Origin of the sequence: Flammeovirga sp. SubArs3, assembly GCF_947387565.1 — a bacterium.
Classification (GTDB): domain Bacteria; phylum Bacteroidota; class Bacteroidia; order Cytophagales; family Flammeovirgaceae; genus Flammeovirga; species Flammeovirga agarivorans.
The window spans coordinates 173,051-196,873 of sequence record NZ_CANDOA010000002.1; the positions used below are offsets into that span (position 1 = coordinate 173,051).

Sequence of the window (23,823 nt, forward strand, 5' to 3'; positions counted from 1 at the left end):
AATATTTATCTTCTAGTAATAGTAGCGTCAGAATTAAGAATGATGCTCGCTATAATTGCATTTGCGATAACAGTTGGAGCTTCAGCATCTTTTGAAATTTGATATTGACCTGAGGATAGCCAACCTTTCATTTTATCGGGATTGTTAGAGAATCTCAACTTTTCTTTTTGATGGACTTCTTTTAACAGTGTTAATTCAGTAGAGGAAATGTTCTTACCTGTTAGTTTTAAATACACTTTTGAAATACCATCGTCTAATGTGATGTGATTTGAAATTTCCTCTCCAAGTTTTCGAGATATTTCAATAAAAGTAGGATCGTTTAATAGAACCAATGCTTGTAGTGGAGTATTAGTTTTCTGTCGTCGCACTGTGCATTCACTACGATCAGGTTGGTCAAATGTAGATTGTGTAGGGTTTGGCACCGTTCGTTTCCATACAGTATATAAGCTACGTCTGTATAAGTCATTTCCAGTACTTTGCTCATACTTATTGGCATTCATAGACCATAATCCATCAGGTTGGTAAGGAAATACACTCTTGCCTCCAATTTTTGTATTTATTAATCCACTAGCAGCAAGTGCATTGTCTCTCATCATTTCACTAGTTAGTCTAAATTGAGGTCCCCTTGCTAACCAATCATTATTAGGGTCTTTCTCCTTTAGCATCTGATTACCTATACTACTTTGACGGTAGGTGGATGACATAACCATAGTTTTATGTAGGGACTTTACATCCCAGTTATTTTGCATAAATGAATAAGCTAAATGATTTAATAGCTTAGGATGAGTAGGTAGTTTACCTTGGTTGCCAAAATCTTCTGTGGTTTCAACAATACCTTTTCCAAAGAAATTTTGCCAATATCTATTCACAGCAACTCGAGCTGTCAATGGGTGTTTGGGATGAGTTAACCATTGTGCTAATCCAAGTCTATTTCTCGGATATTCATCTGGAAATTCAAGAATACTTGATGGGGTATTGGGGTATACTTTCTCACCATAATTATCATACACACCTCTTTCTAAAATATATGCTTGCCTTGGTTCATCCATTTCTTTCATAACCATAACTTCAGGAAGTGTATCTTTAGTTTGGTTGAATTGCTTTTGCTTTGCTAAAAACTTTTTATTGACTTGATTGAATTTTATTGATTTCCTTTGGAGATAATACTGTTGCAAGACTTTCCTTTCTTCTTTTGAAAGTAGGGATGATTTTTTACAGATTAACTGTTTCCATTTCTTGAGATCAGATAACTGTAGAATTTCCAATTGGGTGATATCTCTTGAGAATACTTCAATCTGATCTACGCTACATCCTTTGGCTCCTAAGCCTCTCCAACGGGCACCAATTTGTAATCCGGGTTCAATAGGAGACGAATAGATAATATCTTCATAGTTATTGAAAATAATACTTTTGAAGAGGTTGTCTTGTTCTACATTCATCACTTGTTGTAGCCCATTGACATATAGCTGTACGCCTTTAGCTTTACTTGTACCGTCGTTGGTTAGTGTAATATGTATCCACTCATCTTTTGGAACCTTGTTTTTAGAAGTTTTAATTATGGCATTTTCAGGATAAGTATGAGCCATAATTACTTGTAGTTTTTCATCCTTTACATATAAAGTATACCCCTTCATACTATGTAACATGACTGCCTTATTTTTATGGAATAATACCCCTTCTTTAAAGTTTTGAGGAATCTTTATCCATAAACTAATGCTAAATGGATCATGTCTGTCATAAATGCCAATTGGGGCAAGGTCAATCCAAGCATCACCATCCAAGAGTAAACCTTTATTATATTTTCCATTGGTGAAATTGGGGATCTCTTTTTTAGAAAATTGTCGATCCATTTTTCCCACTTTACCATTGAGTGTATTAATTAAACTATTGTTTAATTGAAATTCAGCTACTTTTTGATGATTGATAGAACCTTGACTTATTCCTTGATACTTTTCATCCTTGATCCACTGTGAAGCAGGTTTAATTTCTTCTTTTGTGATGGTTTGCTTTTCTAATAGCGATGAGTCACAAACACTTTTTAGAAAACTGATAATCTCCTCTTGTTCTTCATTAGGAAGAAGCATTGTAGGAACAGGCATATCGCCTGCATCCCAAGAAATTTGTCCCGTTTCATTGATGTTATTGAAAAAGCTAAACAGCTCATAATAGTTTTTCTGTGAGATAGGATCATACTTATGATCATGACATCTTGCACAAGCTATGGTCATCCCCATAATTCCTTGGCCTAAAACAGCAGTGCGGTCTGCTACATATTCTACTCTGAATTCTTCATCAACGATTCCTCCTTCGGCATTTTGTGGATGTAAACGATTGAAGCCTGTTGCTAATATTTGCTCTTTAGTTGCTTCTTTTAATAGATCTCCAGCGAGCTGTTCCGTAATAAATTCATCATAAGGTTTATTAGAATTAAAAGCTTTGATTACCCAATCTCTCCAAGGGCTCATATCTCTTAATCTATCTATTTGATATCCATGAGTATCTGCATAACGCGCTACATCCATCCAATCTGTAGCCATTTTTTCACCGTAATGGGGAGAAGTTAATAACCGATCCACTTGTTTTTCATAGGCATTTTCAGATGAATCATTGAGAAAATACTCTATTTCTTCAGTTGTAGGAGGTAACCCAGTTAAGTCTAGTGATAATCGTCGTAAAAGTAATTGCTTGTTAGCTTCCTTACTTGGAGATAACCCTTTTTCATTAAGCTTTTTGGTGATATAATAATCAATAAAATTACGTTCCCATTTGCTGTTGTTAGAATGGATATTTTCTGGTTTTGATACAGGAGTGAAGGCCCAATGAGGTTCATATTTTGCACCTTCTTCAACCCATTTTATTAGTACCGCTTTTTCATAATCACTTAAACTTAAGTGAGATTCTGGTGTAGGCATGACTTGAGAGGGATCTTCAGAAAGTATCCTTTTGATCATTTCACTGTTGTTCGGGTCGCCTGGTTGAACGGCAAATTTTCCTTTTGATTCTTTTAATTCTGCTGTGGCGGCCTCAAAAGAATGAAGCTGTAATCCACCTTTTATCTTTCCATTATCAGGGCCATGGCAAGCAAAACATTTATCAGATAGAATAGGTTTGATGTCTTGGTTAAATACCAATTCATATGGGATTTCTTGATATGCTTTCTTTACTTTTTCAGGCATTTTAGTTGAACATGAATAAAGAAGAGCACATATCAATAGTATTATGTAGAGATGAGTCTTTATCATCATTTAAACAGGATTGAATTTTATGTATTGAAAGTTTGAGTGAAACCAATATGGAGTAGAAAATGATATGGAAAGGCATTTCTTACATAGACATGATATAGACAAAGCGATTTTTTACCTGAAAAAAATTGTAGAGAATATTCGTTTAGAGCATCTTATCATTGGTTTATGACTAGACACAAGAACAATTCTAATGAAAACGTATAGACTGACGGTATTTTTTATATTCTGCTTAATGATTAGTCTTAGCTCTCAATTACTCATTGCACAGAATAACATTTTTTCAGACGATATATTGATAACACCAAGTGTTTTAAAAAAGGTATATAATGATGATCAAGTGATAGCTCTTGAAAGCCGTTTGATAGAGGTTCGAGATTCCAATGAAAAAGTTGAAATATTGATTGAGCTAGGAGACATTTATTGCAATAGAGTTAATTATCAAAAAGCTTATACGACGTATTGGTCAGCACTTGCATTATTGGACCAAAACGATAATGAAATTTTAAGAGCATCTGTGTATAATGGTATGGGGATTTTATACAGTTTATACAACAGGAATCAGCAGGCGCTAAAATATTATAAGAAGTCATTGTCAATAAACAGGAGATTGGACGATACTTTAGCTCAAGGAAGATTGAGAGCGAATTATTTTACTATAGCCGTTCATTATCGGTATGAAGAAAACCTCACTAGAGCTAAAATCTATTTAGATAGTTGTGTTCATATTCAAAAAAGGCAGAATTACGATGGATTTTATGCAGAAGCGGAAGCGGCATATCACCTGATGTTGGAACATCAATTAGATAAGGCATACAAAAAGTTTATGGTGCTTCATAAAGAATTGGATAAAGGAATAAATGAACCCTATAAGGTTGTTTTTTACTCACTATATGGAGAGTTGTTTTATAAGTTGAAAGAGTATGATTTAGCGATATCAATGTATCATAAATCAATAAAATATGCTTTTGAAACAAAGTCTCATATCAATTTTGTTCCAGATACTTATCGATCACTTTCTGATGTATATCTCACAATAGGAGAACATAAGAAAGCATATATTCATTTGGATGCGGCATCAAGATTAGAGGAATATTTGTATAGCAGTAAAAGCCTAACAAATCAGTTCTTATTAGAGATAAATGATACTTATAAAAAGAGAGAGCAGGAACAACAACATGTAATAGCTCTTCAAGAAATACAAAGAATAAAGCAGGATAAGCAGATTCTCTGTTTATATATTTCTTTACTGATTCTTTTCACATTGTTCATTATTGTAATAATTGCTTCTCGCATAAAGAGCCTAAAAAAGAACCATAAACTGGAGAGAGTTGCGATGCATGAACGACAAGAGCTGGAAAAAGAACAGCAGAATAAGATTCTTACCATTAGAAACCAAGAACTTACTCAGTCAACACTTCAGAGTATTGCAAAAGATGAGGTACTCGCATCTGTAAAAGAAAAGTTAAAAGTTTTACAGAAGCAACATAATTCCAAAGAACTAAAATCCGTCATAAATACAATAAAAGTGAACCAAGATATGAGTTGGCTCGACTTTGAACATCGTTTTACAAATGCCAATAAAGAGTTCTTTGAGAATCTAAAAACAAAGTTTCCTCAGCTTAGTAATTATGATTTAAAAGTTTGTGCCTTAGTAAAGCTGAACTTTTCAGCAAAAGAAATGGCTAAGCTCTTGGGTATATCTCCGGAGAGTGCCACTACATCAAGATATAGATTGAGGAAAAAGTTGGGTATACAGAAAGGAATAGACCTGACGAATTTTATCAATTCGATATAAAAAAGGCTTTCCATTTGGGTGATGGAAAGCCTTGAATTTGAATATTTTTATTTCCTTTTCATCAGGAAAATATATGCTAGTGCACAAATACCTAAAATAAATGGATAGTAAAGGTATTGTATTACACCTAAAGGAGTAATCACTTCGGCTACACTTACAGCAACCAATATCTGAGCTCCATAAGGGATAATTCCTTGTGTGAAGCAAGAGAATGTATCTAAAATACTTGCAGCCCTTTTAGGTTCAATATTGTATTTGGTACTGATCTCTTTAGCTATTGGGCCTCCAATTATTATCGCAATGGTATTGTTTGCTGTACACATATCAATAAATACAATTAAAAAGGCGATACCTAGCTCACCACCTTTGGTACTATTAATTCTAGATGTAATCGCATAGATGATGTAATCAATACCTCCATTTTTATGAGTGATAGCTACAACACCACCGATCATTAAACAAAGAATGATGATTTCAGACATTCCCATAAAACCCTGAGAAGTGGCTGCAATGACACCCCATATATCAAAGCTATCCATAGAAATTCCAATGATACCAGATAATACAGTTCCTAGTAACAAAACTATAAGAACATTAATACCAGCAAGAGCACCAACTAGAACAACTAAGTAAGGAACTACTTTCATAAAAGAGTACTCATAACTTTCTTCTAAGTTAAGGTGAATATTACTCGTAGTGATCAAGTAAATTAATATGGTTATTATAGCCGCAGGTACAGCAATCTTAATATTCGCTTTAAACTTATCTTTCATCTCTACACCCTGTGTTCTAGCAGCAGCAATAGTGGTATCTGAAATCATAGAAAGGTTATCACCAAACATTGCACCTCCAATTACAGCACCTAGACCGATACCCACAGGCATGCCAGTTTTCTCGGCAATACCCACAGCAATTGGGGCAATTGCTACAATAGTACCCACTGAAGTACCCACTGAAATTGAAATAAAACACGAAATAATAAAGAGACCCGTAATCAGTAAATTACTTGGTAAATAGGTTAATGCTAAGTTGACAGTAGAGTCAATAGCTCCCATTGTTTTACTGACACTACCAAAGGCTCCGGCTAACAAGAAAATGATACACATCAACATGATGTCTGAGTGTCCCATACCTTGAGTATAAGTGGCAATTTTTTCTCTTAAAGTAACTTTTGGATTCATTGCCAACGCTACAACTGAGGCAAGTAAGAAAGATACAGTAGCTGGCATTTTGTAGAAGTCGTTAGTGATTATTGACACTGCCAAATAACTCACTAAAAATGTTAGCAATGGAAGTAATGCGAGGGGATTCCCCTTTTTTGTAATTGTTTGTTCCAAATTTATCTTATTTTTCTCATTAGAATACATAGTCGGACGCACACACAAATAGGCCCGAATTGCGAAACTACTAAATGTTGATCAAGCGATTAAGTTTTTGTTGTTAAATAATCTAATGTAATAAAGTATAATAACTACCTAATTATGAATTAAGTAAAGTTGTATGACACTTCTTTTATAATTGATTTTCGATTTGTCTACTTCAATTCTACTTCAAGTAAGTACAATAGCTAGGATCAATAATAGAATAACTTAAGTTTAAATCAATAATGAACTTACTTATCAACTAAACGAAATGAAATATCTAGCAATTATTGTATTTGCCTTTCTATTCAGTTCATGTAATCTTCTTGATTTTGATTCTGAAACCTCCACATTTATTTATCATCAAAAGAAAGAGGATCTTCCTAAGGTCTCTTCAGGTAGTGCGGATGAAAGGGGTGAAGGATTGTTATATTATGTGGATTATGAAGGTAATATTATATCCGATTTGTATGAGTTTACAGATGCGTCTTATGATTTGATTCCGATTGTGATAGATGAGGAGTATCTAGGTCAATATGTATATCGAGTTACATTAGTCACTCAGACCTGGAATGAAAGTACTAATGAACGACATTCGCTTCTTTTATTTCAATCGGTACAATTAGAGGAATTTAATTATAGTGTTGAAACTCCTATGGTCATTAGAAGAAGGTTTATTGTTCCAAATGATTATCAAGTAAAGCTTAGATCAAACAGTACTTCTTTTTTATTAACTGAGAGATATAGCGAAGATCCTGAGGTACGTGTTTATGAAGTAACTGGAGATTTATCTGAGGATCACTCCACCTATTTGGAAATAGTTAACGGTAATAATAACGAGAAATCCTACGTTCCGTTATTTTACTACCAACGAGAAGAAGCTGTATTTACAACTCAAGACCTAAAGTCTTCAACAGCAAAACTTGATACGGATAAAATCAAGTTAACGAGTGGATATAATAGTTTAACCGGTCGTTCTTATTTTATTAAGGGTGATCAATCTGCTGAATTACGCATGTTGTTTGAAGTGAATGAAACGGGGGATTTAATCATTCCTAAAATCTTTTCAGATGTAGAGCCAAAGCTCTTTATCAATAATTATGAAGAAGTAAGTTCAACTGTTTATATGATAACAGCATATGAATATGATATCAATACAGGAAAAGTAAAATCATATAGCACTTTGGAGGAGGACAACTTGGTAAATGCTTATTCAAAAACACCTAAAGAGAATTTATCTTATCAGAATTCACAAAATATCGATACCTATTCAATATGGACTCGCTATAAGCAGACAGGAAGTATCTCTGACGGTACAGCATTCCAGTTAAGACTTTTTGTTAATAGTTCAGATCCTATTCAAGGGTTTGTTCCAATTATACACCCTGATTTATCAAAGCTTCATCAGGTGAATTTAAATATCAATGACCTTGAAGTGGAAGAGAAAAGGATTATGGTATATGAAAGTTTTTTAGAACAGTCTTCTTTTCTTCTAAAGAATTTTTTGAGTATCGATATCACCAATAAATAAATATAAAAAAGGCTGAGATAATCAAATGATCATCTCAGCCTTTTTTGAATCTATTAATTTAAGAACCCAGAAAGATTCTTTTTTCCTTATACAAGACCTGCAGATACTAAGTATTCAGCAATTTGTACAGTGTTTGTTGCTGCACCTTTACGTAAGTTGTCAGCTACAATCCACATGTTTACAGTTTTTTCTTGTGTTTCGTCTCTTCTGATACGACCTACAAATGTTTCATCTCTATTATGCGATGTCAACGGCATTGGATATACATTGTTGGCAGGATCGTCTTGAATGATGATACCAGGAGCATCAGCAAGGATCTGACGTAATTCAGCTTCGTCGAACTCGTTTTCGAACTCAATATTTACTGATTCAGAGTGACCACCAACTGTAGGAATACGAACTGTAGTAGCAGTAACTTTTACAGAATCGTCTTCTAAGATTTTCTTAGTTTCATTGATCATCTTCATCTCCTCTTTAGTGTATCCATTATCTTGGAATACATCGATGTGAGGAAGAACGTTTAAGTCAATTGTGTGTGGATAAACTTTGTTTACCTCTTGCTCTTGACCTGCAGAAACAGCTCTTTCAGCAAATAATTGATCTACTGCAGCTTTACCTGAACCAGTAACTGATTGGTAAGTAGAAACTACAACACGCTTAATTTTATATTTTTCATGCAAAGGACCAATTGCTACAATCATTTGGATTGTTGAACAGTTAGGGTTTGCAATAATTTTATCTTCTTTAGTTAATGACTTTGCATTTACTTCAGGAACGATCAGTTTTTTAGAAGGGTCCATTCTCCATGCAGAAGAGTTGTCAATAACAGTAGATCCAACTTCTGCAAACTTTGGTGCATATTCTAATGATGTTCCTCCACCTGCTGAGAAAATAGCAATATCAGGCTTTTGGGCAATTGCTTCTTCAGCAGTTACAACTGTATATTCTTTTCCATCATAAGTGAACTTTTTACCTGCAGATCTTGCAGAAGCCACTAATAATAACTCATCGAAATGGAAATTTCTTTCTTTGATAACATTTAGGATTTGCTCTCCCACAAGTCCTGTTGCGCCTACTACTGCTAATTTCATAATTAGTGCTTGATTGTGTTGGTTTGTTTGAAAATAATCGCTTGAGTGTTTAACTCTAGAATTAGATTATAGCTGTAAAACTAAATAATCTAATTTAAATATGTTATTAATGTAACTGATTTATACAATAATAACACAGTTTGTTATATACAAAACAGCATCAATCTATTTAACTAGATTGATGCTGAGCTTATATCTGAATTTCTTTACTTAATTAAAGAACGTTTTTACTATTCTTTGCTAAGTCATACAGTAACTCTCTTGCTCTGTGTAGCTGTGCTTTGATAGTACCTAGTGGAGCATCCAATTCAGCAGCAATCTCATCGTAAGATTTTTCTTCAAAATATCTCAGTTTTACAAGTCTCTGATATTTTGGAGGTAAAAGACTCACAAATTCATGTACAATCTGAATCTTTTGTTTTTTGATTGCTTCTTCATGTGGAGTCAACCCTGAGTCTTGAATATTCATACTCATGGTATCACCATCTTTATTGGTTACTTCAGCATCAATAGAATATGTTTCTAATTTCTTTTTACGGATAAAATCAATAGCGTTATTAGAGCCAATTCTGAAGAGCCACGTACTAAAAGTATAGTCTTTTTTAAACTTTGATAGATTTTTAAATGCTTTAGCGAAGGCTTCAATGGTTAGATCTTCTGCGTCATCCACATTTCTAACCATTTTCAAGATCGTATGGTATACCGATTTACGGTAACGACTCATTAGCTTTGCATAAGCTTGTTCATTACCAGCAATCGCTTCGTCTATTAATTTAAAATCTTCTAGCGCTTTTTGGGAAAACTGTCTGTCTAAATCCATGTGTTTCGCTTTGAGATCACTGAGGATACTCCTATAATTATTTGATATGCAATAAGCATTAAGTCCATAATAGTTATTTGCCACCACTTGTACTTGGTTTTAGTGACCGAGCAGAATTTGCAAAAGCATAAAGTGACGAGCAAAATACGTATAATTAGCAGCATAGGTATGAACAATAAATTTGCCATACTTTGTGGTACTAATAGTAAATATATAAAATATACTGCTATGTGAGAAGTGCTAAGTGTACCTAAAATTAATTTATTTGAAAAATTATAATGGTATCCAGCACCTGCATGTCTATTTTTTTGTCTAAACCAGCTCTTCCAATCTTTAGGAGGAGTACTCATTGTGATACTGTCAGGATAGGTAATTGCTTGAGTATTATGGGAGTTAGCCACTTGATTGATAAAGAGGTCATCGTCACCACTCATCACAGATTTATGTTTTTCAAAACCATTGTTTCGAATGAATAAATCTTTACAATATCCCATATTTCTTCCAACACCCATGTAATTTACCCCAATATTTGAAAAAGAAACATATCCAATTGCGGTCAGAATAGTCTCAAATAGGGTAAATTGTTGAACCCAAGAATGATTGTCGCATTTGTACATTCCTACACCTAAAACAAGCTCTTTATGAGCTAATGTAGATGATAGACGTTGAATCCATTGGTTGGATACAGGAATACAATCTGCATCGATAAAGAGTAGGTGTTTATGTTTTGCCTTTTCTATTCCCTTAGTAATAGCATTCTTTTTTGGACTTATTCCATCCTCAATCTCTTTTATGTTTACAGCAACAATATTTTTATGATGATGTTGATATTGCTTGATGATGTTCTCCGTACAATCTGTAGAACGGTCGTTGACAATCACAATTTCAAAATCTGAATACTCTTGTTGTAAAAGTTTATCTAACAGGAGGGGTAAGTTGTTTTCTTCATTTTTTGCAGCAATTATTACACTGACAGGAAATGATGAAAATTCAACATTATTTTCCTTTTTCCAAAGTCGGATAGGAGCGATAATTCCCCAAAATACCAACTGTGGTAAGGCAAGAAGAAAATAAATGATATTCCATTCAGTAATAGAAAAAAGCGAAAATAGATTCAGCATCAGGTTTTTTGCTTCTTTTTCTTAGCGGCAGGGAATAGGATATTATTAAGGATGAGTCGGTACCCAGGAGAATTAGGATGAAGGTTTAAGTCGGTAGGTTCTTCACCAACTAAGTGCTGATAATCTTCTGGATCATGTCCACCGTAAAATGTCCACGTTCCTTTACCATAAGTACCATGAATATACCTTACTTCATTGGCTTCTGCTGTTTCACCCATAACAATCACATTCGACTTAACTAATTGTTTTTTAAAGGCAGTAGTTTGCCCCATAAAGCCTTTGATGTTTTGTTCATGATTTTGTGTTAACATCGTTGGAATAGGATCCCATTTAGCTGAAAACGAGAAAAGCTTAAAGAAGTCGTTGGCTTCCGTTAACCCTCTTTCATAATACTGATTATCAATATTTGAATACTCGTATTTGTATGGATCCATATATAGACGGAAGTCTTTAAAAGCAAATGTTTTACTAAAGTCTAATTTTGATTGTGCATGGGGATCTGGTGGATCACCATCATACATAAAATCACAAATATCTACTCCTTCAGCAGAAAGTGAGATGTCATAGGTATCTGTAGCGGAACACATAGCAAAAAGGAATCCACCACCAGCTGTGAAATCTCTAATTTTTTTAGCTACAGCTAATTTTAATTGAGATACTTTTTCAAAACCATGTTTATGAGCTGAAGCTTCAAATTTCTTTTGGTTATCGATATACCACTTTTGTCTACCATATGCTCTAAAGAACTTACCATATTGTCCGGTAAAATCTTCATGATGTAGGTGTAACCAATCATATTTTGGTAATAGATCCGCAATTACTTCATCATCAAAAACGACATCGTAGGGGATTTCGGCATAGGTTAAAACTAATGTAACCGCATCATCCCAAGGCATTTTCGATGGAGGAGAATATACCGCAATTTTTGGTGGAACATCCAAACGCATAATATCCATATTCGCTTCAGGGTGTTCAATCTCTCTTTTTATTTGTACGGCTTGAGCATCTGAAATTACTTCATAGCTTACCCCTCTAACAATCATTTCGTTTTCGAAATCCTGTGCATATTTGAAAAGGAAACTTCCTCCTCTGAAGTTTAGTAGCCATTCTGCTTCCACATCTTTTTGTAAAACCCAATACGTAATACCATATGCTTTTAAATGATTGGTTTGGGTGTTATCCATAGGTACTAATATATAATTGGCATGTACCGAAAAGCTGATTAATAGTAGAAACCAAAAAAATATATTGTTGATCTTTTTTCTCATCGAGAATAATTTAGGCTTTCTTGATATGCTTCAAATTACTGAGCATGTTGATGAATTGAGTTATCTAAGTTCAATCATGAGGCGGTAAAATGCAATTCATTTCAGCAAGATTGTAAGATTTTAGTATAAATTTTCATCTATTACACTTAAAAATATTAAAAATCAGTAACTTAGAATCAGCGAACTAAAATTTTTTATTAACGATTCATCTCATTAGCTAATTATGAAAACTAAAAAACTAACCATTCTTCTATGTTTGGTGTTTACTATTATTGCTAACGCTCAAATTCCACAACCGTCAAAAACGACAATGACTTCCGGTGCAGCTCTGTTAGGAAGAGGAAATATACCCTTGTTTTCAAATAATGTATGGTCTGCTGTGAATGATGCCTCCTCCTCTGTAAATGTAAAAGAGTTTGGCGTTGGTTTAACTCATCAATTCCAGTTTCAGGATATCTCATCATTTGCTCTTGCAACAGTAATTCCTTTTTCAAATTTTTCAACATCATTTGGACTTGTTCGACATGGCAATACTGATTTGTCTGAACATGAATTACATTTTGGAATTGCCCATAAAATAGGAATTATCTCATTCGGTGGTGGTGTTATAGGTTATCAGCTAGGGGGACAATCTATATCTTCTTTATATACTTATGGAGTAAATGTTAGTGTATTGGCAGATTTGACAGAAAAGTTTTCACTAGGTCTGAGTATGAAAAATATAAGTCAATCAGTCTATAAGGAAGGGGTCTTTGGAGCAGATTTAAATTCCCTTTTTATTCTCGGAGGACAATGGATCCCGCATTCCACTTTAAAAATAATTGCAGCAGTTGAACAGCAGAAATTTTATGATTTAATGTTTAAAACAGGTCTGGATTATCAATTATCATCAATAGTGTCTTTAAGGGGAGGTATTCAACTATTTCCTCTGGATTTAACCATAGGTACAGGTGTTAACTTATCTCATTGGAGTTTCGATTATGCATTTATTACCGATGATGTTTTGGATTGGTCTCATCAATTCTCCTTAGCTTACCACTTACATCACAAGTAAAATGAAAACTAACTTAACGATTCTCTTTCTTTTATTAATGAACATCTGTATAGCCCAAATGATAGAAGATGAGCAACTTTTGTCTAAAGTATTTAGCGATGAACAACTTGAGCTCATGAGTCAAAGAGAAATAGATTATTGGCTAGAACTTTTTCATCATCCTAAAAACATAAATAAGCTATCACTTAGTGATGCTCAAGTAATTCTGGCTTTAACTTATGATGAAGTAGAAGTTCTCACTAATTATAGGAAGAAGTTTGGGAAATTCGTTTTGGTTGATGAAATCGATCGTCTCAATTGGAGTATTCAAACGAAAGAGCGAGTGAAAAAAGCTATTTATGTAGCTAAAATAGATGAAAGTAATATGAGTGTTAAGCAAAGATGGTTGTCTCCTGATCAACATTATTTGATGCTTAATACAACAATGAAGTATCCGCTTTCTAAAGGGTTTACAGAAAACTATTATCAAGGAGTTCCACTATCATCACAGCTCCGGTTTAAATGGAAAAAACGGAATGATTACAGTTTTGCTCTCAATTTGGATCATAATGAAGGGGAAATTTGGTTTTGGAATCATAAGCAAAGGAGCTATGGGGTTAGTCATGCATCAGGACATATTTCATTGTATAATAAAGGTATCTTTTCTAAGATCTGTTTGGGAGATTATCAAATGATTAGTGGTCAGGGATTGGTGTTTGGTGGTGGATATTTTTTAGGGAAAGGAAGTGATCCTATTTTAAGCGTTATTCGAGGACAAGATGGAATTAGAGAGTATGCTTCTATGAGTAATGCTGGGTTTATGAGAGGGGTGGCAACAAGTATCAAAATTACCAAAAACCTAAGCACAGATCTATTCTTATCATCAAAACGATTAAATGTAAACTTTAAAGATAAAGATTTTACGATTAATAATAGTTTAGTTCTGTATGACTCAACATTGATTGGCAGGAAAAATAATTTATCAGAAACGCTAATTGGAGGTAGGTTAGGGTGGAAAAATGAGACGTTTTCTACTCACCTTAATTTTATGCAAGTAAATTATTCAACCCCAAAACAAGATCTAAATCACGATATAAAACTAAGTGCAGAAACTCAGAGTATTCGCAATATGAGTTTAGACATGAGTTATCGTTGGAAAAATCTTTACTTTATTTCTGAAGTAGCAAATGATCTAAATAACAATTACGCTATTAGTACTTCATTGTTTATTGGTTTACTTAAAGGAGTCGATTGGTCGGTACTTTATCGCGATTATGATGTAGCTTATCAAGCACCATATTCGTATAGTGTTTCCGAAGGTAGCCAAGTTTCAAATGAACAAGGTTTTTATATGGGGTTTAAGGTGAATCCTAATAAGAAATTAAACATGACTTTTTTCTTTGATGTATTTAAGTTTCCTTCTTCAACTTATCTAAATAATGGTGGTAGAGAAGGAAATGAATGGAAATTGAATACTAGTTATGTTCTAAAAAAAGGGCAGCAGATTCATTTTGTATGTAGTTATAAAGAGAAAGGGAGGTACTATGCAAATGATTCATCACGAGTAAAACAGTATACTCAAGAACATTGGGTAAAATACAGTTTGAAATACTCGTTAGCCGTAGCAAAATTTCTGAATTGGTCTGTTAGAGGGCTTGTTACCCAATATCAATTAGATCAGTGGAAAACTGGTTATATGTTTTTACAAGATGTAGGTTATAATAACCCAATGAAATGGAGTGTTTTTACCAGAATTGCCATGTTTTATTCTCCAAGTTATGAAACAAGATTATATGCTTATGAGAAAAATTTACGGTATTCTTATTCATTCCCTCCGTATTATGGCATAGGATGGAAGTCGTACATATTGATGAAGTATAAATTCGGAAGAGGTAATTCCATTCAAGTAAGGTGGGCTTATACTGTATTTAATGATCGACAATCAGTGGTAAGTACTTGGAATAGTAGAAATGGAAATACTATTCAAGAAGTAGGGGTACAATTGTTTCTTAAGATATAAAAAAAGCGGTAAGCCAAATGATTGGATTACCGCTTTTATATGTTTAGAGATCAATTACTCATTGAAAACACCCATTTTTGAGAATTTCTCAATACGGTTGTTCTTTAAAGTAAGTGTATCTAATTTTTCTAATTCAGCAACCTCTTCAAGGATTGTTTTCTTCATGATATCAAACATTTCTTGAGGGTTTGTGTGAGCACCACCTAGAGGTTCAGGAATAATCTTGTCGATAAGACCGAAAGATTCCATATCCTTAGCTGTAAGCTTTAATGCTTCTGCAGCTTGCTCTTTGTAATCCCAGCTTCTCCAAAGGATCGAAGAACAAGATTCTGGAGAAATTACAGAATACCAAGTGTTCTCTAACATCATTACAGAGTCACCGATAGCGATACCTAAAGCACCACCAGAAGCTCCTTCACCAATAACGATACAGATAACAGGTACTGTAAGCTTGAACATTTCTTTCAAGTTACGAGCAATAGCTTCCGCTTGTCCTCTTTCTTCTGCTTCAATACCAGGGAATGCACCTGGAGTATCAATGAAAGTAACGATTGGCTTTTGGAATTTCTCTGCAAGTTGCATCAAGCGAAGTGCTTTTCTGTAACCTTCAGGGTTCGCCATACCGAAGTTACGCATTTGGCGTTGCTTCGTGTTACGTCCTTTCTGTTGACCGATTAGCATAAAAGTTTTGCCTGCGATAGTACCAAGACCACCAACCATAGCTTTATCATCACCGAAAGCACGGTCACCATGCAATTCAACGAAGTCGTCTGTAATTTGGTAAATGTAGTCTAGTGTATAAGGGCGATCAGCATGACGAGAAAGTTGTACTCTTTGCCAACGTGTTAGGTTTTCAAAAGTACTCTGTTTTAACTGAGTAATTTTACTTTCAAGTTCGTTTATTGCTGTACTTACATCTACGTTATTTTGAGATGCAAGGCTTCTCATGTCTTCAAGTTTCGCTTCGAGTTCTGCGATAGGTTTCTCGAAATCTAGCAGTGTATTTTGGTCCATTGCTGCGAAATATAAATGGTTAAATTGAATTTAGTAGACAAATGTGTTTACTAAATATTTAATATTCAGATCGCAAACATACACAATAAAGTTCGGAAAGGAATATTTTAATCGTTAAATCATACGAAAAAAGCCACTTCTTGTAATAGAAGTGGCTTATTCCTAGTGTATTATATATTTTATTATGCTACACCTGCTAATGCTTCAGAGATGTTCAGGATGTGATCACCGATTCTCTCCATTGAAGCTAGAAGGTCGTTGTATGCTAACATCTGACCTGCTGTTGTATCTGCATTTTGTAACTCATTAGAACGTTGTAGATGTTCTCTACGCAATTCTTTACGTTTAGCATTTACCTTTTTCTCAGCACTAATAGCACTATCAAGATCTACATTTTTGCTGTCGAGGTTTTTCATCATTACTTCGAATGCTTCATCAACAATATTAAGGAAGTCATCCAAATCTTTGGCTTGCTCTTGAGATAACCAAATTTTTTCGTCGTAACGCTTCTCGATAGTAAATGTCATCCCTTTATAGATATCACCAATTCTTTCAATTTCGTGAGCAGCTCTTAGTAAGTTGTTCACCTCAGTAATTTGAGAAGAAGAAAGTGATTGATCTTTTGAGATTTTAGATAAGAAGATCGTTACCTCGTGGTGCATTCTATCAGAGTTTTCCTCGAATTTACGCAACTTAGAAGTATACTTCTTTCTATCTTTTTTATTATCACTACTTGTAGAAAGCATCGCTCTACATGTATTTGTTTGTTTTGCTGCAATCTTACCAAAACGCTTAATCTCATTTTTAGCTTGCTCAACACCAGCTTCGTTTGCGATTGGTCGTCCATCAGAAATAAATTCTAACGAATACTCATCTTCATCTTCTTTCTCTGGTACCATCTTGATTACGATATCACGAATCTGATGTACAAAGAATACCATGATAAATGTATTCAGAATGTTGAATGTGGTATGGAAGATTGAAAGAGCTACTGGAACTGCTTCAGGGTCTGTCATTGGATCACCTGTTCCAAAGTAATTTGTAGCTATATATACGATTAACTTCAAGAAGAAAGGATAAATCAGTAACATCCAGAATACACCTGTAACATTAAAGATTAAGTGAGCTCTTGCCGATCGTTTTGCATTAGTATTACCAACAATAGCAGCAAGGTTTGCCGTAATTGTAGTACCAATATTTTCACCTAAAACCATTGCTGCAGCAACATCAAAAGGAATGACCCCTTGGTTACATAGTACAAGCGTTAATGCCATGGCAGCTGATGATGATTGTACGATAATCGTAATTAAAGTACCCACCACTACAAAGGCAGCAGGAGCAAATACACCTAAAGCACCAAATGATTCTAAGAAAGAAAGTTGTTCGTGACTTAATTCTGGAACAGAGTTTTTTAACTCTTGAAGACCAATAAATAATAAAGCGAATCCTACTAATGTGTTACCCCAATCTTTTGTTTTCTTCGAATTAGCAAACATCATTGGGAAAGCGACAGCAATAATTGGCATTGCTAGCTTTGCCATTTTTACTTTGAAGCCTAAGATTGAGATAATCCAAGCGGTAACTGTAGTACCTACATTGGCCCCCATAATCACCCCTATAGATTGAGTTAAGCTTAATAATCCAGCATTAACAAAACTTACTACCATTACAGTAGTAGCTGAAGAGGATTGAATGATTGTAGTGATAAGAAAACCAGTAAATACACCGGCAACTCTGTTTGAGGTCATTGCAGAAAGAATACTTCTCATTTTATCTCCTGCAACGTTTTGGATACCTTCACTCATGATTTTCATCCCGTAGATGAAAAGCCCTAGCGATCCAATAAGTTGTAAAAACTCAAAAATACCAAATTCCATATCTAACGTAAATACTACGAACTCAAATTCACTTGAATTTTGAACTCACAAATTAACTCAATTACAATCGAATCTCCCTTGGTTGAGTAGTTAAATTAATAATTTGTTAACCTTGGATGAAAATAAATGTAAACCTGAGTACTTATTTTATTAGTCTTGAATAAATATTTTCCAACTAATATTTACCCCCAAAATGAATACTTTCTCATTTTGAAACGCAATAATGTCACTTTCTAAATTATTATCATAATAAGTTCCTTATTTACACCATTAAAAATAGATATTATTTGCAATTCGGAAGGTATTTGCATGAGCTTCTATGATTAAATTTAGTTGTGGAGAATATCCTCCACCCATACTTACTGCGACTGGAACTTTCTCTGTAAAACACTTTTCAAAGACCATTTGATCTCTGTCCTTACAACCTTGCATACTCATCCCTAGTTTTCCTAATTTGTCAGTTTTTAAAATGTCTACACCTGAAAGGAAAAAAACAAACTGTGGTTGAATGTTAGAAAATAGCTCTTCTATTTTTTGTCTGAGTATTTTTAAGTAAGTAGCGTCATCTGTTTGATCTTCTAATGGGATGTCAAGATCTGACGTTTCTTTATGCATAGGGTAATTGTTTGCGCCATGCATGCTGAAAGTGAATACCTTATTGTTATCTTGAAAAATTTCTGCAGTACCATTGCCTTGATGTACATCAAGATCGAGAATTAAGATGCGTTCAAAGCCTTTATAGTCGATTAAATATTGAGCAGCTACTGCAAAGTCATTAAGTAAGCAAAAACCTTCACCATGTTCTGAATAAGCATGATGTGTACCTCCGGCAATATTCATCGCAACACCATATTTTAAAGCATATTCAGTACAGTCTATTGTCCCTTGAGTAATAATTAATTCCCTTTTAATTAATGCCGGAGACATAGGAAGACCAATACGTCTTTCTTCTTTATAACTTATTTCTTGATGTTTAAGCTTATGCCAGTATTCCGGTGTATGTACCTTCAATATATGTTTTTCTTCTACTTCCACTGGAGCAAAAATATTATCTTCTTCTATTGTACCTTCATATTTTAATTGTTCAATAAGAAGAGGATATTTATCCATCGGAAATCGATGATCTTTCCTAACGGGATGTCCATAGCAAGGGTGATACGCAATCTTCAGCATTCACTAATAGGTTTTTGCAGATAACATTACTAAAGTACAAGCTTCCTCGAAGAAGATATTTTCTTGGCGAAGCTTCTCATAAAAGACTTCATTTTCTGTACCAGGATTGAATATGATTCTTTTCGGTTTTAATGAAATAATGTAATCCATCCATTTTTCCTGATGTCCTGGTCCTACATACATAGTTACAGTGTCTACGTTATCAATGTGTGGCTTTTCATTAATAATTTTTACACCATTGCCTACTTCACCTTTTTTTATTCCTAATGGGATGATTTCATGACCATTTTCTGTTAATCGCTGTGCAGCAAAGAAAGCATATCTAGAAGGATTTGGAGTAGCACCAATAATCACTGTTTTCTTCATTTTGATGTTTAATTCAATTGTTTTTTTATGATTTTGCGAATATAAAATTTACATTTACTAACAAAAGTAAACTCTTCAAATTTTTTATTCACCAAAGCAAACTAATTAACTATGATAACAAAACTAATTAGATCATACTATGTGATCTTGATTTCATGTGTCAGTCTCATTGCCCAAGAAGTTCCGAAGAAAATGTCATACGGTAAGGTTTCTGAAGAGATGTTGAAACTCAAAACCTATGAAAAAGACTCTACTGCCAACGCCTTTGTTATTGGTGATGTCGGCCGACTATATTTCGATGTTAAAGATGGGAAATGGGTGACATATTTTAAACGCCACACAAGAATTAAAGTTTTTAATAAGGAAGGTTATGATCAAGGAGATATATCAATTCCTTATTATATGGCGAAAAACTCTGAAGAAAAAGTAACAAATATAAAAGGTGCTATATACTCATTAGAGAATGGAAAAATCGTTAAAGAAAAGATTTCTGGAGATGATGTTATCAAAGAAGAAATAGATAAAAACCATGGAGTTTATAAAATTACATTTCCGAATTTAAAGGAAGGTTGTGTATTTGAATATACTTATGTTCATCAATCTGAGTTTACATATAACATTAATGATTGGGATGTACAAAGAGAAATACCTGTTTTGTTCAGTAGCTACAATATGGAAATTCCTGAATATTTTAAATATCAGGTAACTAATTCAAGATATTATACCATCCCAGAGTTGCAGTCTGGAAGAAATCAAAAAACATTTAATTTAAGAATTACTCCACCAGATGGAGGCAGACCTGAGTTGCACACTTTCGATGAAGATATTACAGTAAGGAAATGGAGAGCAGAATATGTTCCGGCATTTAAAGAAGAGCCATTTATGACTTCTCCTCATGACTATTTAGGTCGTTTAGAGTTTGAGTTGCTAAGCTCGAACTATGATCGAGAATTTCATTCATCTTCTTGGAAGAAAGTAATGAATGAACTGAGAACTTCCGTTAGTGTAGGAGGACAACTAGGAAGAACTTCTTACATGAAAGCTCAGTTGGAAGCAATTAAGTCCGAGACTGAAGATCCAATGCAAAGAGCATTTTTAGCTTTTGAATTAGTAAAAAACCGTATGATGTGGGATGGTAAAGCAACGATTTATTCAAAGGATGGTTTGAAAAAACCTTTTCTCGAGAAGAAAGGTAGTTCCGCTGATATTAATTTAATGCTTGTTGCTGCTTTACAAGAGCTGGATGTTGCAGCAGTACCTCTATTTACTAGTACTCGTAATTATGGGAAGATTGTTAGGAGTAGCCCAAAAATGACACAATTAAACTATGTATTGGCTTGTGTGAATATTAATGACAAGATTATACTTTTAGACGCTACGGATAAACTACTTTCTTTTGGAATGTTACCAAAAAGAGCACTCAGTTATCAAGGTGTTGTGATGAGTGATAACTCTCATGTTAATGGTGAGTTCATCAATATCAAACCAAGTAATACAGATTATGAATCTGTTAGAAGCAGTATTGTAATTGGTGATGATTTCTCAGCAAATGCAGAGGTAATATATACTTATAAAGGATACGGAGCTTATCGTTGGAGAAAAAAGTTAGTCAAGGAGCCAGAGGAGGAAGAGTACCTTACAAAAATTGAGGAGAAACATAGTAATGTTTTGATAGATGAATATTCAAATGAAAATAAAGATAAAATAAACGATTTCGGTAAAGAAAACTTTAAGGTGACATTCGAAAGTGTTGTGGAAAAAGTAGGGGATAAGTTGTTTTATAACCCTATGCAAATGATAGAAAAAAGTAAAAATCCCTTTACTCAAGAAGCTAGAAAATATCCTATTGAATTCCCTTTTCCTATTGCTAGAAAGTTTATGATAGAAACTCAACTTCCTAAGGGATATGTTGTAAGTGAAGTGCCAAAACCCATCATCATGAAGCTACCAGAGAATGCGGGTAAATTACGTTATAGCGTACAACAATCTGGAGATAAAATTATTGTCATTTTCGATCTAAAAATTCAGAAACAAGTATTTCTACCTACAGAATATGGAATACTGAAATCGTTCTTCGATAAAATTTATCAGTTTGAAACTAATCCTATTATGATTTCTAAAAGAGCAGTAGAATGATAAGAAAAATATTTTTAATTGTTCCTTTGATCATATTTTCAATTAGTGCAAATGGTCAGGAGAAAATTACTGAGGAACTTAAAAAAAATGCTAATGCTATAATTTTAGAAGATCGACAGGTGTTTAATATCATCGATGATGGTCATGCTGTATTTCAGCAAACCATGAAAGTGATGATTTTAAATAAATCAGGAAAAAAGTATAGTGTAATGGGAACTCCTTACGACCCTTTAACTCCAATAAAGGAATTTGAAGTTAAGACTTTAGGACCTGGAGAAAAAAAAGCTCGAAAGTTTAAGTCATCTGAAATAAAAGATGTTAGCTATGTGAGTAACTTTTCTGTTTTTGAAGATGATCGAATAAAATATGTAGATCCTGAGATTACTACTTTTCCTACTATCGTTGAGTTTTCCTATGAGCAAGAATTCGATGGATTATTTATTTATCCTTCTTGGAGCCCAATGGCAGGTGAAAACTTATCAGTGCTCCAATCCACTTTTGAAGTACATACACCCCAGGATTTTCCTTTACAAATAGATTCGCAACATGTGAACAAACATAATGTGTCTTTGGTAAATGGAAGAACTGTCCATGAATGGAAAATTGAAAATGTATCATCTATAAAAGGGCGAGAAAAGTTGGCTCCTAGCCTAATCTCAAACTTCCCAAGAGTAAAAATTGCACCAAGAACCTTTACTTATGAAAATACAAAAGGTGAACTAGATAGTTGGTCGTCTTTTGGAGAATGGATAGTAGGTTTAAACGAAGAGTCTGATGATTTACCAGCATCAACGATTACAGAAATAAGAGCTTTAACATCAAAAGCCTCAACAAACCTTGAGAAAGCTCAAATTGTGTATCAGTATGTTCAGGATAAAGTTCGATATGTAAGTATTCAATTAGGTATTGGAGGCTTCCAACCTATGAAAGCATCATTGGTTGATGAGAAGAGTTATGGAGATTGTAAAGCACTATCTTTTTATACACATTCTTTGATGAAAGCTGTTGGAGTAAAAAGTCACTATGCATTGGTAAAGGCGGGAGACAGTAATTATTCTATCAAAGAGTCTTTTATTAGCTCTCAGTTCAATCATGTTATTTTATGTTTACCTGAGATAGACCAAGATACAGTATGGCTTGAATGTACAAGTCAGTCAGCACCTTTTGGCTATTTGGGAGATTTTACTGGAAATAGAAAGGCGTTATTAATAGATAAGGGACAATCACACCTAGTAAATACTACTAATTATTTATCTGATGATAATTCTTTTGAAAGATCTACTAAGATTAATGTATCAGGTACAAACTTATCCTCGGCATCATTAGAAACTGTCGCAAAAGCAAAAGGTTATCAGTATGATCGATTTAGCTATTGGGTTAAACTGACAGAAAAAGAAAGAAGAGAAACATTTCTGAAAAGGTATGGTTTGATGACTTCTGAGCTTATTCATTTAAATATTGAACTTAATAAACAATACCCATTACCTTCTGTGGATGTTGATTTTCTACTTCAAGTGAATGAATATGCGAAGACCTTTGAAGAGGGAGGAATGTATCCTATTTATCCTTATGCAGATGAGTATAGTTTACCTAAAAGGTATAGATCAAGAACTCAGCCATTTGAGATTAAATACCCTTATACAGACTCTGATACTCTATATTTTAATTTGACTGAAGGTGTTGAACTAAAAGAGATGCCTGCAGATATATTTATTGATAAAGACTTTGGTAAGTACCGATTATCTTTTGAAAAAGTAAATGAACAACAGATCAAAGTACTTCGTATTTTGACAATGAATAAAGGAATCTACCCTGCTGAATTATACTCTCAATATTATCTATTTTGGAAGAAAGTGTTGTCAAATGATCATCAGAAATTCTGGATTAGTAGAGTAGAGAAAAATGAACAGAGTTTGGATAATTAAAGTTCTCAATTAATTTTTTACAATTCTATTATTACTATTTAAACTTA

16 protein-coding genes are annotated in these 23,823 nt (G+C 33.9%); 6 read left to right on the forward strand and 10 right to left on the reverse strand.

Annotation, left to right across the window (positions count from 1 at the left end; translation table 11 throughout):
- Window positions 1-5: 5 nt before the first annotated feature.
- Window positions 6-3,176 carry a DUF1553 domain-containing protein gene (locus QL232_RS05270; RefSeq protein WP_281613346.1) on the reverse strand — a complete coding sequence of 1,057 codons (3,171 nt, stop codon included), beginning with the start codon at window positions 3,174-3,176 and terminating at the stop codon, window positions 6-8.
- Window positions 3,177-3,435: 259 nt separating this feature from the next.
- On the opposite strand from QL232_RS05270, the gene QL232_RS05275 reads away from it, so the two are divergent.
- On the forward strand, window positions 3,436-5,040 hold the full coding sequence (locus QL232_RS05275) for a tetratricopeptide repeat protein (protein WP_281613347.1): 1,605 nt from the start codon (window positions 3,436-3,438) through the stop codon (window positions 5,038-5,040).
- 47 nt (window positions 5,041-5,087) lie between these two features.
- Here QL232_RS05275 and QL232_RS05280 read toward each other — a convergent pair whose 3' ends face one another.
- Window positions 5,088-6,269, reverse strand: a complete 1,182-nt coding sequence (locus QL232_RS05280) for a Na+/H+ antiporter NhaC family protein (RefSeq protein ID WP_348646718.1) — start codon at window positions 6,267-6,269, stop codon at window positions 5,088-5,090.
- Between the two features lie 403 nt (window positions 6,270-6,672).
- Here QL232_RS05280 and QL232_RS05285 point away from each other — a divergent pair, with 403 nt between their 5' ends.
- Window positions 6,673-7,932: a hypothetical protein gene (locus tag QL232_RS05285; RefSeq protein WP_281613348.1), complete on the forward strand. Its 1,260-nt coding sequence runs from the start codon at window positions 6,673-6,675 to the stop codon at window positions 7,930-7,932.
- Between the two features lie 86 nt (window positions 7,933-8,018).
- Here QL232_RS05285 and QL232_RS05290 read toward each other — a convergent pair whose 3' ends face one another.
- The 4 genes from QL232_RS05290 to QL232_RS05305 all read right to left on the reverse strand — a co-directional run bounded on the left by QL232_RS05290 (window position 8,019) and on the right by QL232_RS05305 (window position 12,148).
- Entirely contained in the window at window positions 8,019-9,023 is a 1,005-nt protein-coding gene (locus tag QL232_RS05290) for an aspartate-semialdehyde dehydrogenase (protein WP_168880406.1), read from the reverse strand.
- A 214-nt stretch (window positions 9,024-9,237) separates the two neighbouring features.
- On the reverse strand, window positions 9,238-9,843 hold the full coding sequence (locus tag QL232_RS05295) for a sigma-70 family RNA polymerase sigma factor (RefSeq protein WP_168880407.1): 606 nt from the start codon (window positions 9,841-9,843) through the stop codon (window positions 9,238-9,240).
- A complete protein-coding gene (locus QL232_RS05300; RefSeq protein WP_168880408.1) occupies window positions 9,834-10,964 on the reverse strand; it encodes a glycosyltransferase in 1,131 nt (376 codons plus the stop codon). The genes QL232_RS05295 and QL232_RS05300 overlap by 10 nt, the downstream gene beginning before the upstream one ends.
- Window positions 10,964-12,148, reverse strand: a complete 1,185-nt coding sequence (locus tag QL232_RS05305) for an asparagine synthetase B (protein WP_281613349.1) — start codon at window positions 12,146-12,148, stop codon at window positions 10,964-10,966. The genes QL232_RS05300 and QL232_RS05305 overlap by 1 nt, the downstream gene beginning before the upstream one ends.
- Before the next feature lie 343 nt (window positions 12,149-12,491).
- On the opposite strand from QL232_RS05305, the gene QL232_RS05310 reads away from it, so the two are divergent.
- Window positions 12,492-13,286 (forward strand): hypothetical protein, encoded by a 795-nt coding sequence (locus tag QL232_RS05310; protein WP_281613350.1) that lies wholly within the window; start codon window positions 12,492-12,494, stop codon window positions 13,284-13,286.
- A gap of 1 nt (window position 13,287) precedes the next feature.
- The gene (locus QL232_RS05315) at window positions 13,288-15,285 is read left to right on the forward strand and encodes a hypothetical protein (protein ID WP_281613351.1); all 1,998 of its coding nucleotides are present in this window, start codon (window positions 13,288-13,290) and stop codon (window positions 15,283-15,285) included.
- 54 nt (window positions 15,286-15,339) lie between these two features.
- Here QL232_RS05315 and QL232_RS05320 read toward each other — a convergent pair whose 3' ends face one another.
- The 4 genes from QL232_RS05320 to QL232_RS05335 all read right to left on the reverse strand — a co-directional run bounded on the left by QL232_RS05320 (window position 15,340) and on the right by QL232_RS05335 (window position 19,715).
- Window positions 15,340-16,299, reverse strand: coding sequence for an acetyl-CoA carboxylase carboxyltransferase subunit alpha (locus QL232_RS05320; RefSeq protein ID WP_168880412.1), 960 nt, complete (start codon window positions 16,297-16,299; stop codon window positions 15,340-15,342).
- A gap of 182 nt (window positions 16,300-16,481) precedes the next feature.
- A complete protein-coding gene (locus QL232_RS05325; protein WP_281613352.1) occupies window positions 16,482-18,176 on the reverse strand; it encodes a Na/Pi cotransporter family protein in 1,695 nt (564 codons plus the stop codon).
- Between the two features lie 270 nt (window positions 18,177-18,446).
- Window positions 18,447-19,349 (reverse strand): histone deacetylase, encoded by a 903-nt coding sequence (locus QL232_RS05330; protein ID WP_281613353.1) that lies wholly within the window; start codon window positions 19,347-19,349, stop codon window positions 18,447-18,449.
- Window positions 19,350-19,352: 3 nt separating this feature from the next.
- Complete coding sequence (locus QL232_RS05335; RefSeq protein ID WP_281613354.1) at window positions 19,353-19,715, reverse strand: CoA-binding protein; 363 nt, start codon at window positions 19,713-19,715, stop codon at window positions 19,353-19,355.
- A 111-nt stretch (window positions 19,716-19,826) separates the two neighbouring features.
- On the opposite strand from QL232_RS05335, the gene QL232_RS05340 reads away from it, so the two are divergent.
- Window positions 19,827-21,851 (forward strand): DUF3858 domain-containing protein, encoded by a 2,025-nt coding sequence (locus QL232_RS05340; protein ID WP_281613355.1) that lies wholly within the window; start codon window positions 19,827-19,829, stop codon window positions 21,849-21,851.
- Entirely contained in the window at window positions 21,848-23,776 is a 1,929-nt protein-coding gene (locus QL232_RS05345; protein WP_281613356.1) for a DUF3857 domain-containing protein, read from the forward strand. Before QL232_RS05340 ends, QL232_RS05345 begins: the two co-directional genes overlap by 4 nt.
- Window positions 23,777-23,823 lie beyond the last annotated feature (47 nt).

Bases quoted from the DNA above. Each gene is read 5' to 3' on its own strand.
- QL232_RS05270 (WP_281613346.1), bottom strand. From the start codon at position 3,176: ATGCCTGAAAAAGTAAAGAAAGCATATCAAGAAATCCCATATGAATTG.
- QL232_RS05300 (WP_168880408.1), bottom strand. From the start codon at position 10,964: ATGCTGAATCTATTTTCGCTTTTTTCTATTACTGAATGGAATATCATT.
- QL232_RS05320 (WP_168880412.1), bottom strand. From the start codon at position 16,299: ATGGACCAAAATACACTGCTAGATTTCGAGAAACCTATCGCAGAACTC.
- QL232_RS05325 (WP_281613352.1), bottom strand. From the start codon at position 18,176: ATGGAATTTGGTATTTTTGAGTTTTTACAACTTATTGGATCGCTAGGG.
- QL232_RS05295 (WP_168880407.1), bottom strand. From the start codon at position 9,843: ATGGATTTAGACAGACAGTTTTCCCAAAAAGCGCTAGAAGATTTTAAA.
- QL232_RS05340 (WP_281613355.1), top strand. From the start codon at position 19,827: ATGATAACAAAACTAATTAGATCATACTATGTGATCTTGATTTCATGT.
- QL232_RS05290 (WP_168880406.1), bottom strand. From the start codon at position 9,023: ATGAAATTAGCAGTAGTAGGCGCAACAGGACTTGTGGGAGAGCAAATC.
- QL232_RS05285 (WP_281613348.1), top strand. From the start codon at position 6,673: ATGAAATATCTAGCAATTATTGTATTTGCCTTTCTATTCAGTTCATGT.
- QL232_RS05330 (WP_281613353.1), bottom strand. From the start codon at position 19,349: ATGCTGAAGATTGCGTATCACCCTTGCTATGGACATCCCGTTAGGAAA.
- QL232_RS05280 (WP_348646718.1), bottom strand. From the start codon at position 6,269: ATGCCAGCTACTGTATCTTTCTTACTTGCCTCAGTTGTAGCGTTGGCA.
- QL232_RS05305 (WP_281613349.1), bottom strand. From the start codon at position 12,148: ATGGATAACACCCAAACCAATCATTTAAAAGCATATGGTATTACGTAT.
- QL232_RS05335 (WP_281613354.1), bottom strand. From the start codon at position 19,715: ATGAAGAAAACAGTGATTATTGGTGCTACTCCAAATCCTTCTAGATAT.
- QL232_RS05315 (WP_281613351.1), top strand. From the start codon at position 13,288: ATGAAAACTAACTTAACGATTCTCTTTCTTTTATTAATGAACATCTGT.
- QL232_RS05345 (WP_281613356.1), top strand. From the start codon at position 21,848: ATGATAAGAAAAATATTTTTAATTGTTCCTTTGATCATATTTTCAATT.
- QL232_RS05275 (WP_281613347.1), top strand. From the start codon at position 3,436: ATGAAAACGTATAGACTGACGGTATTTTTTATATTCTGCTTAATGATT.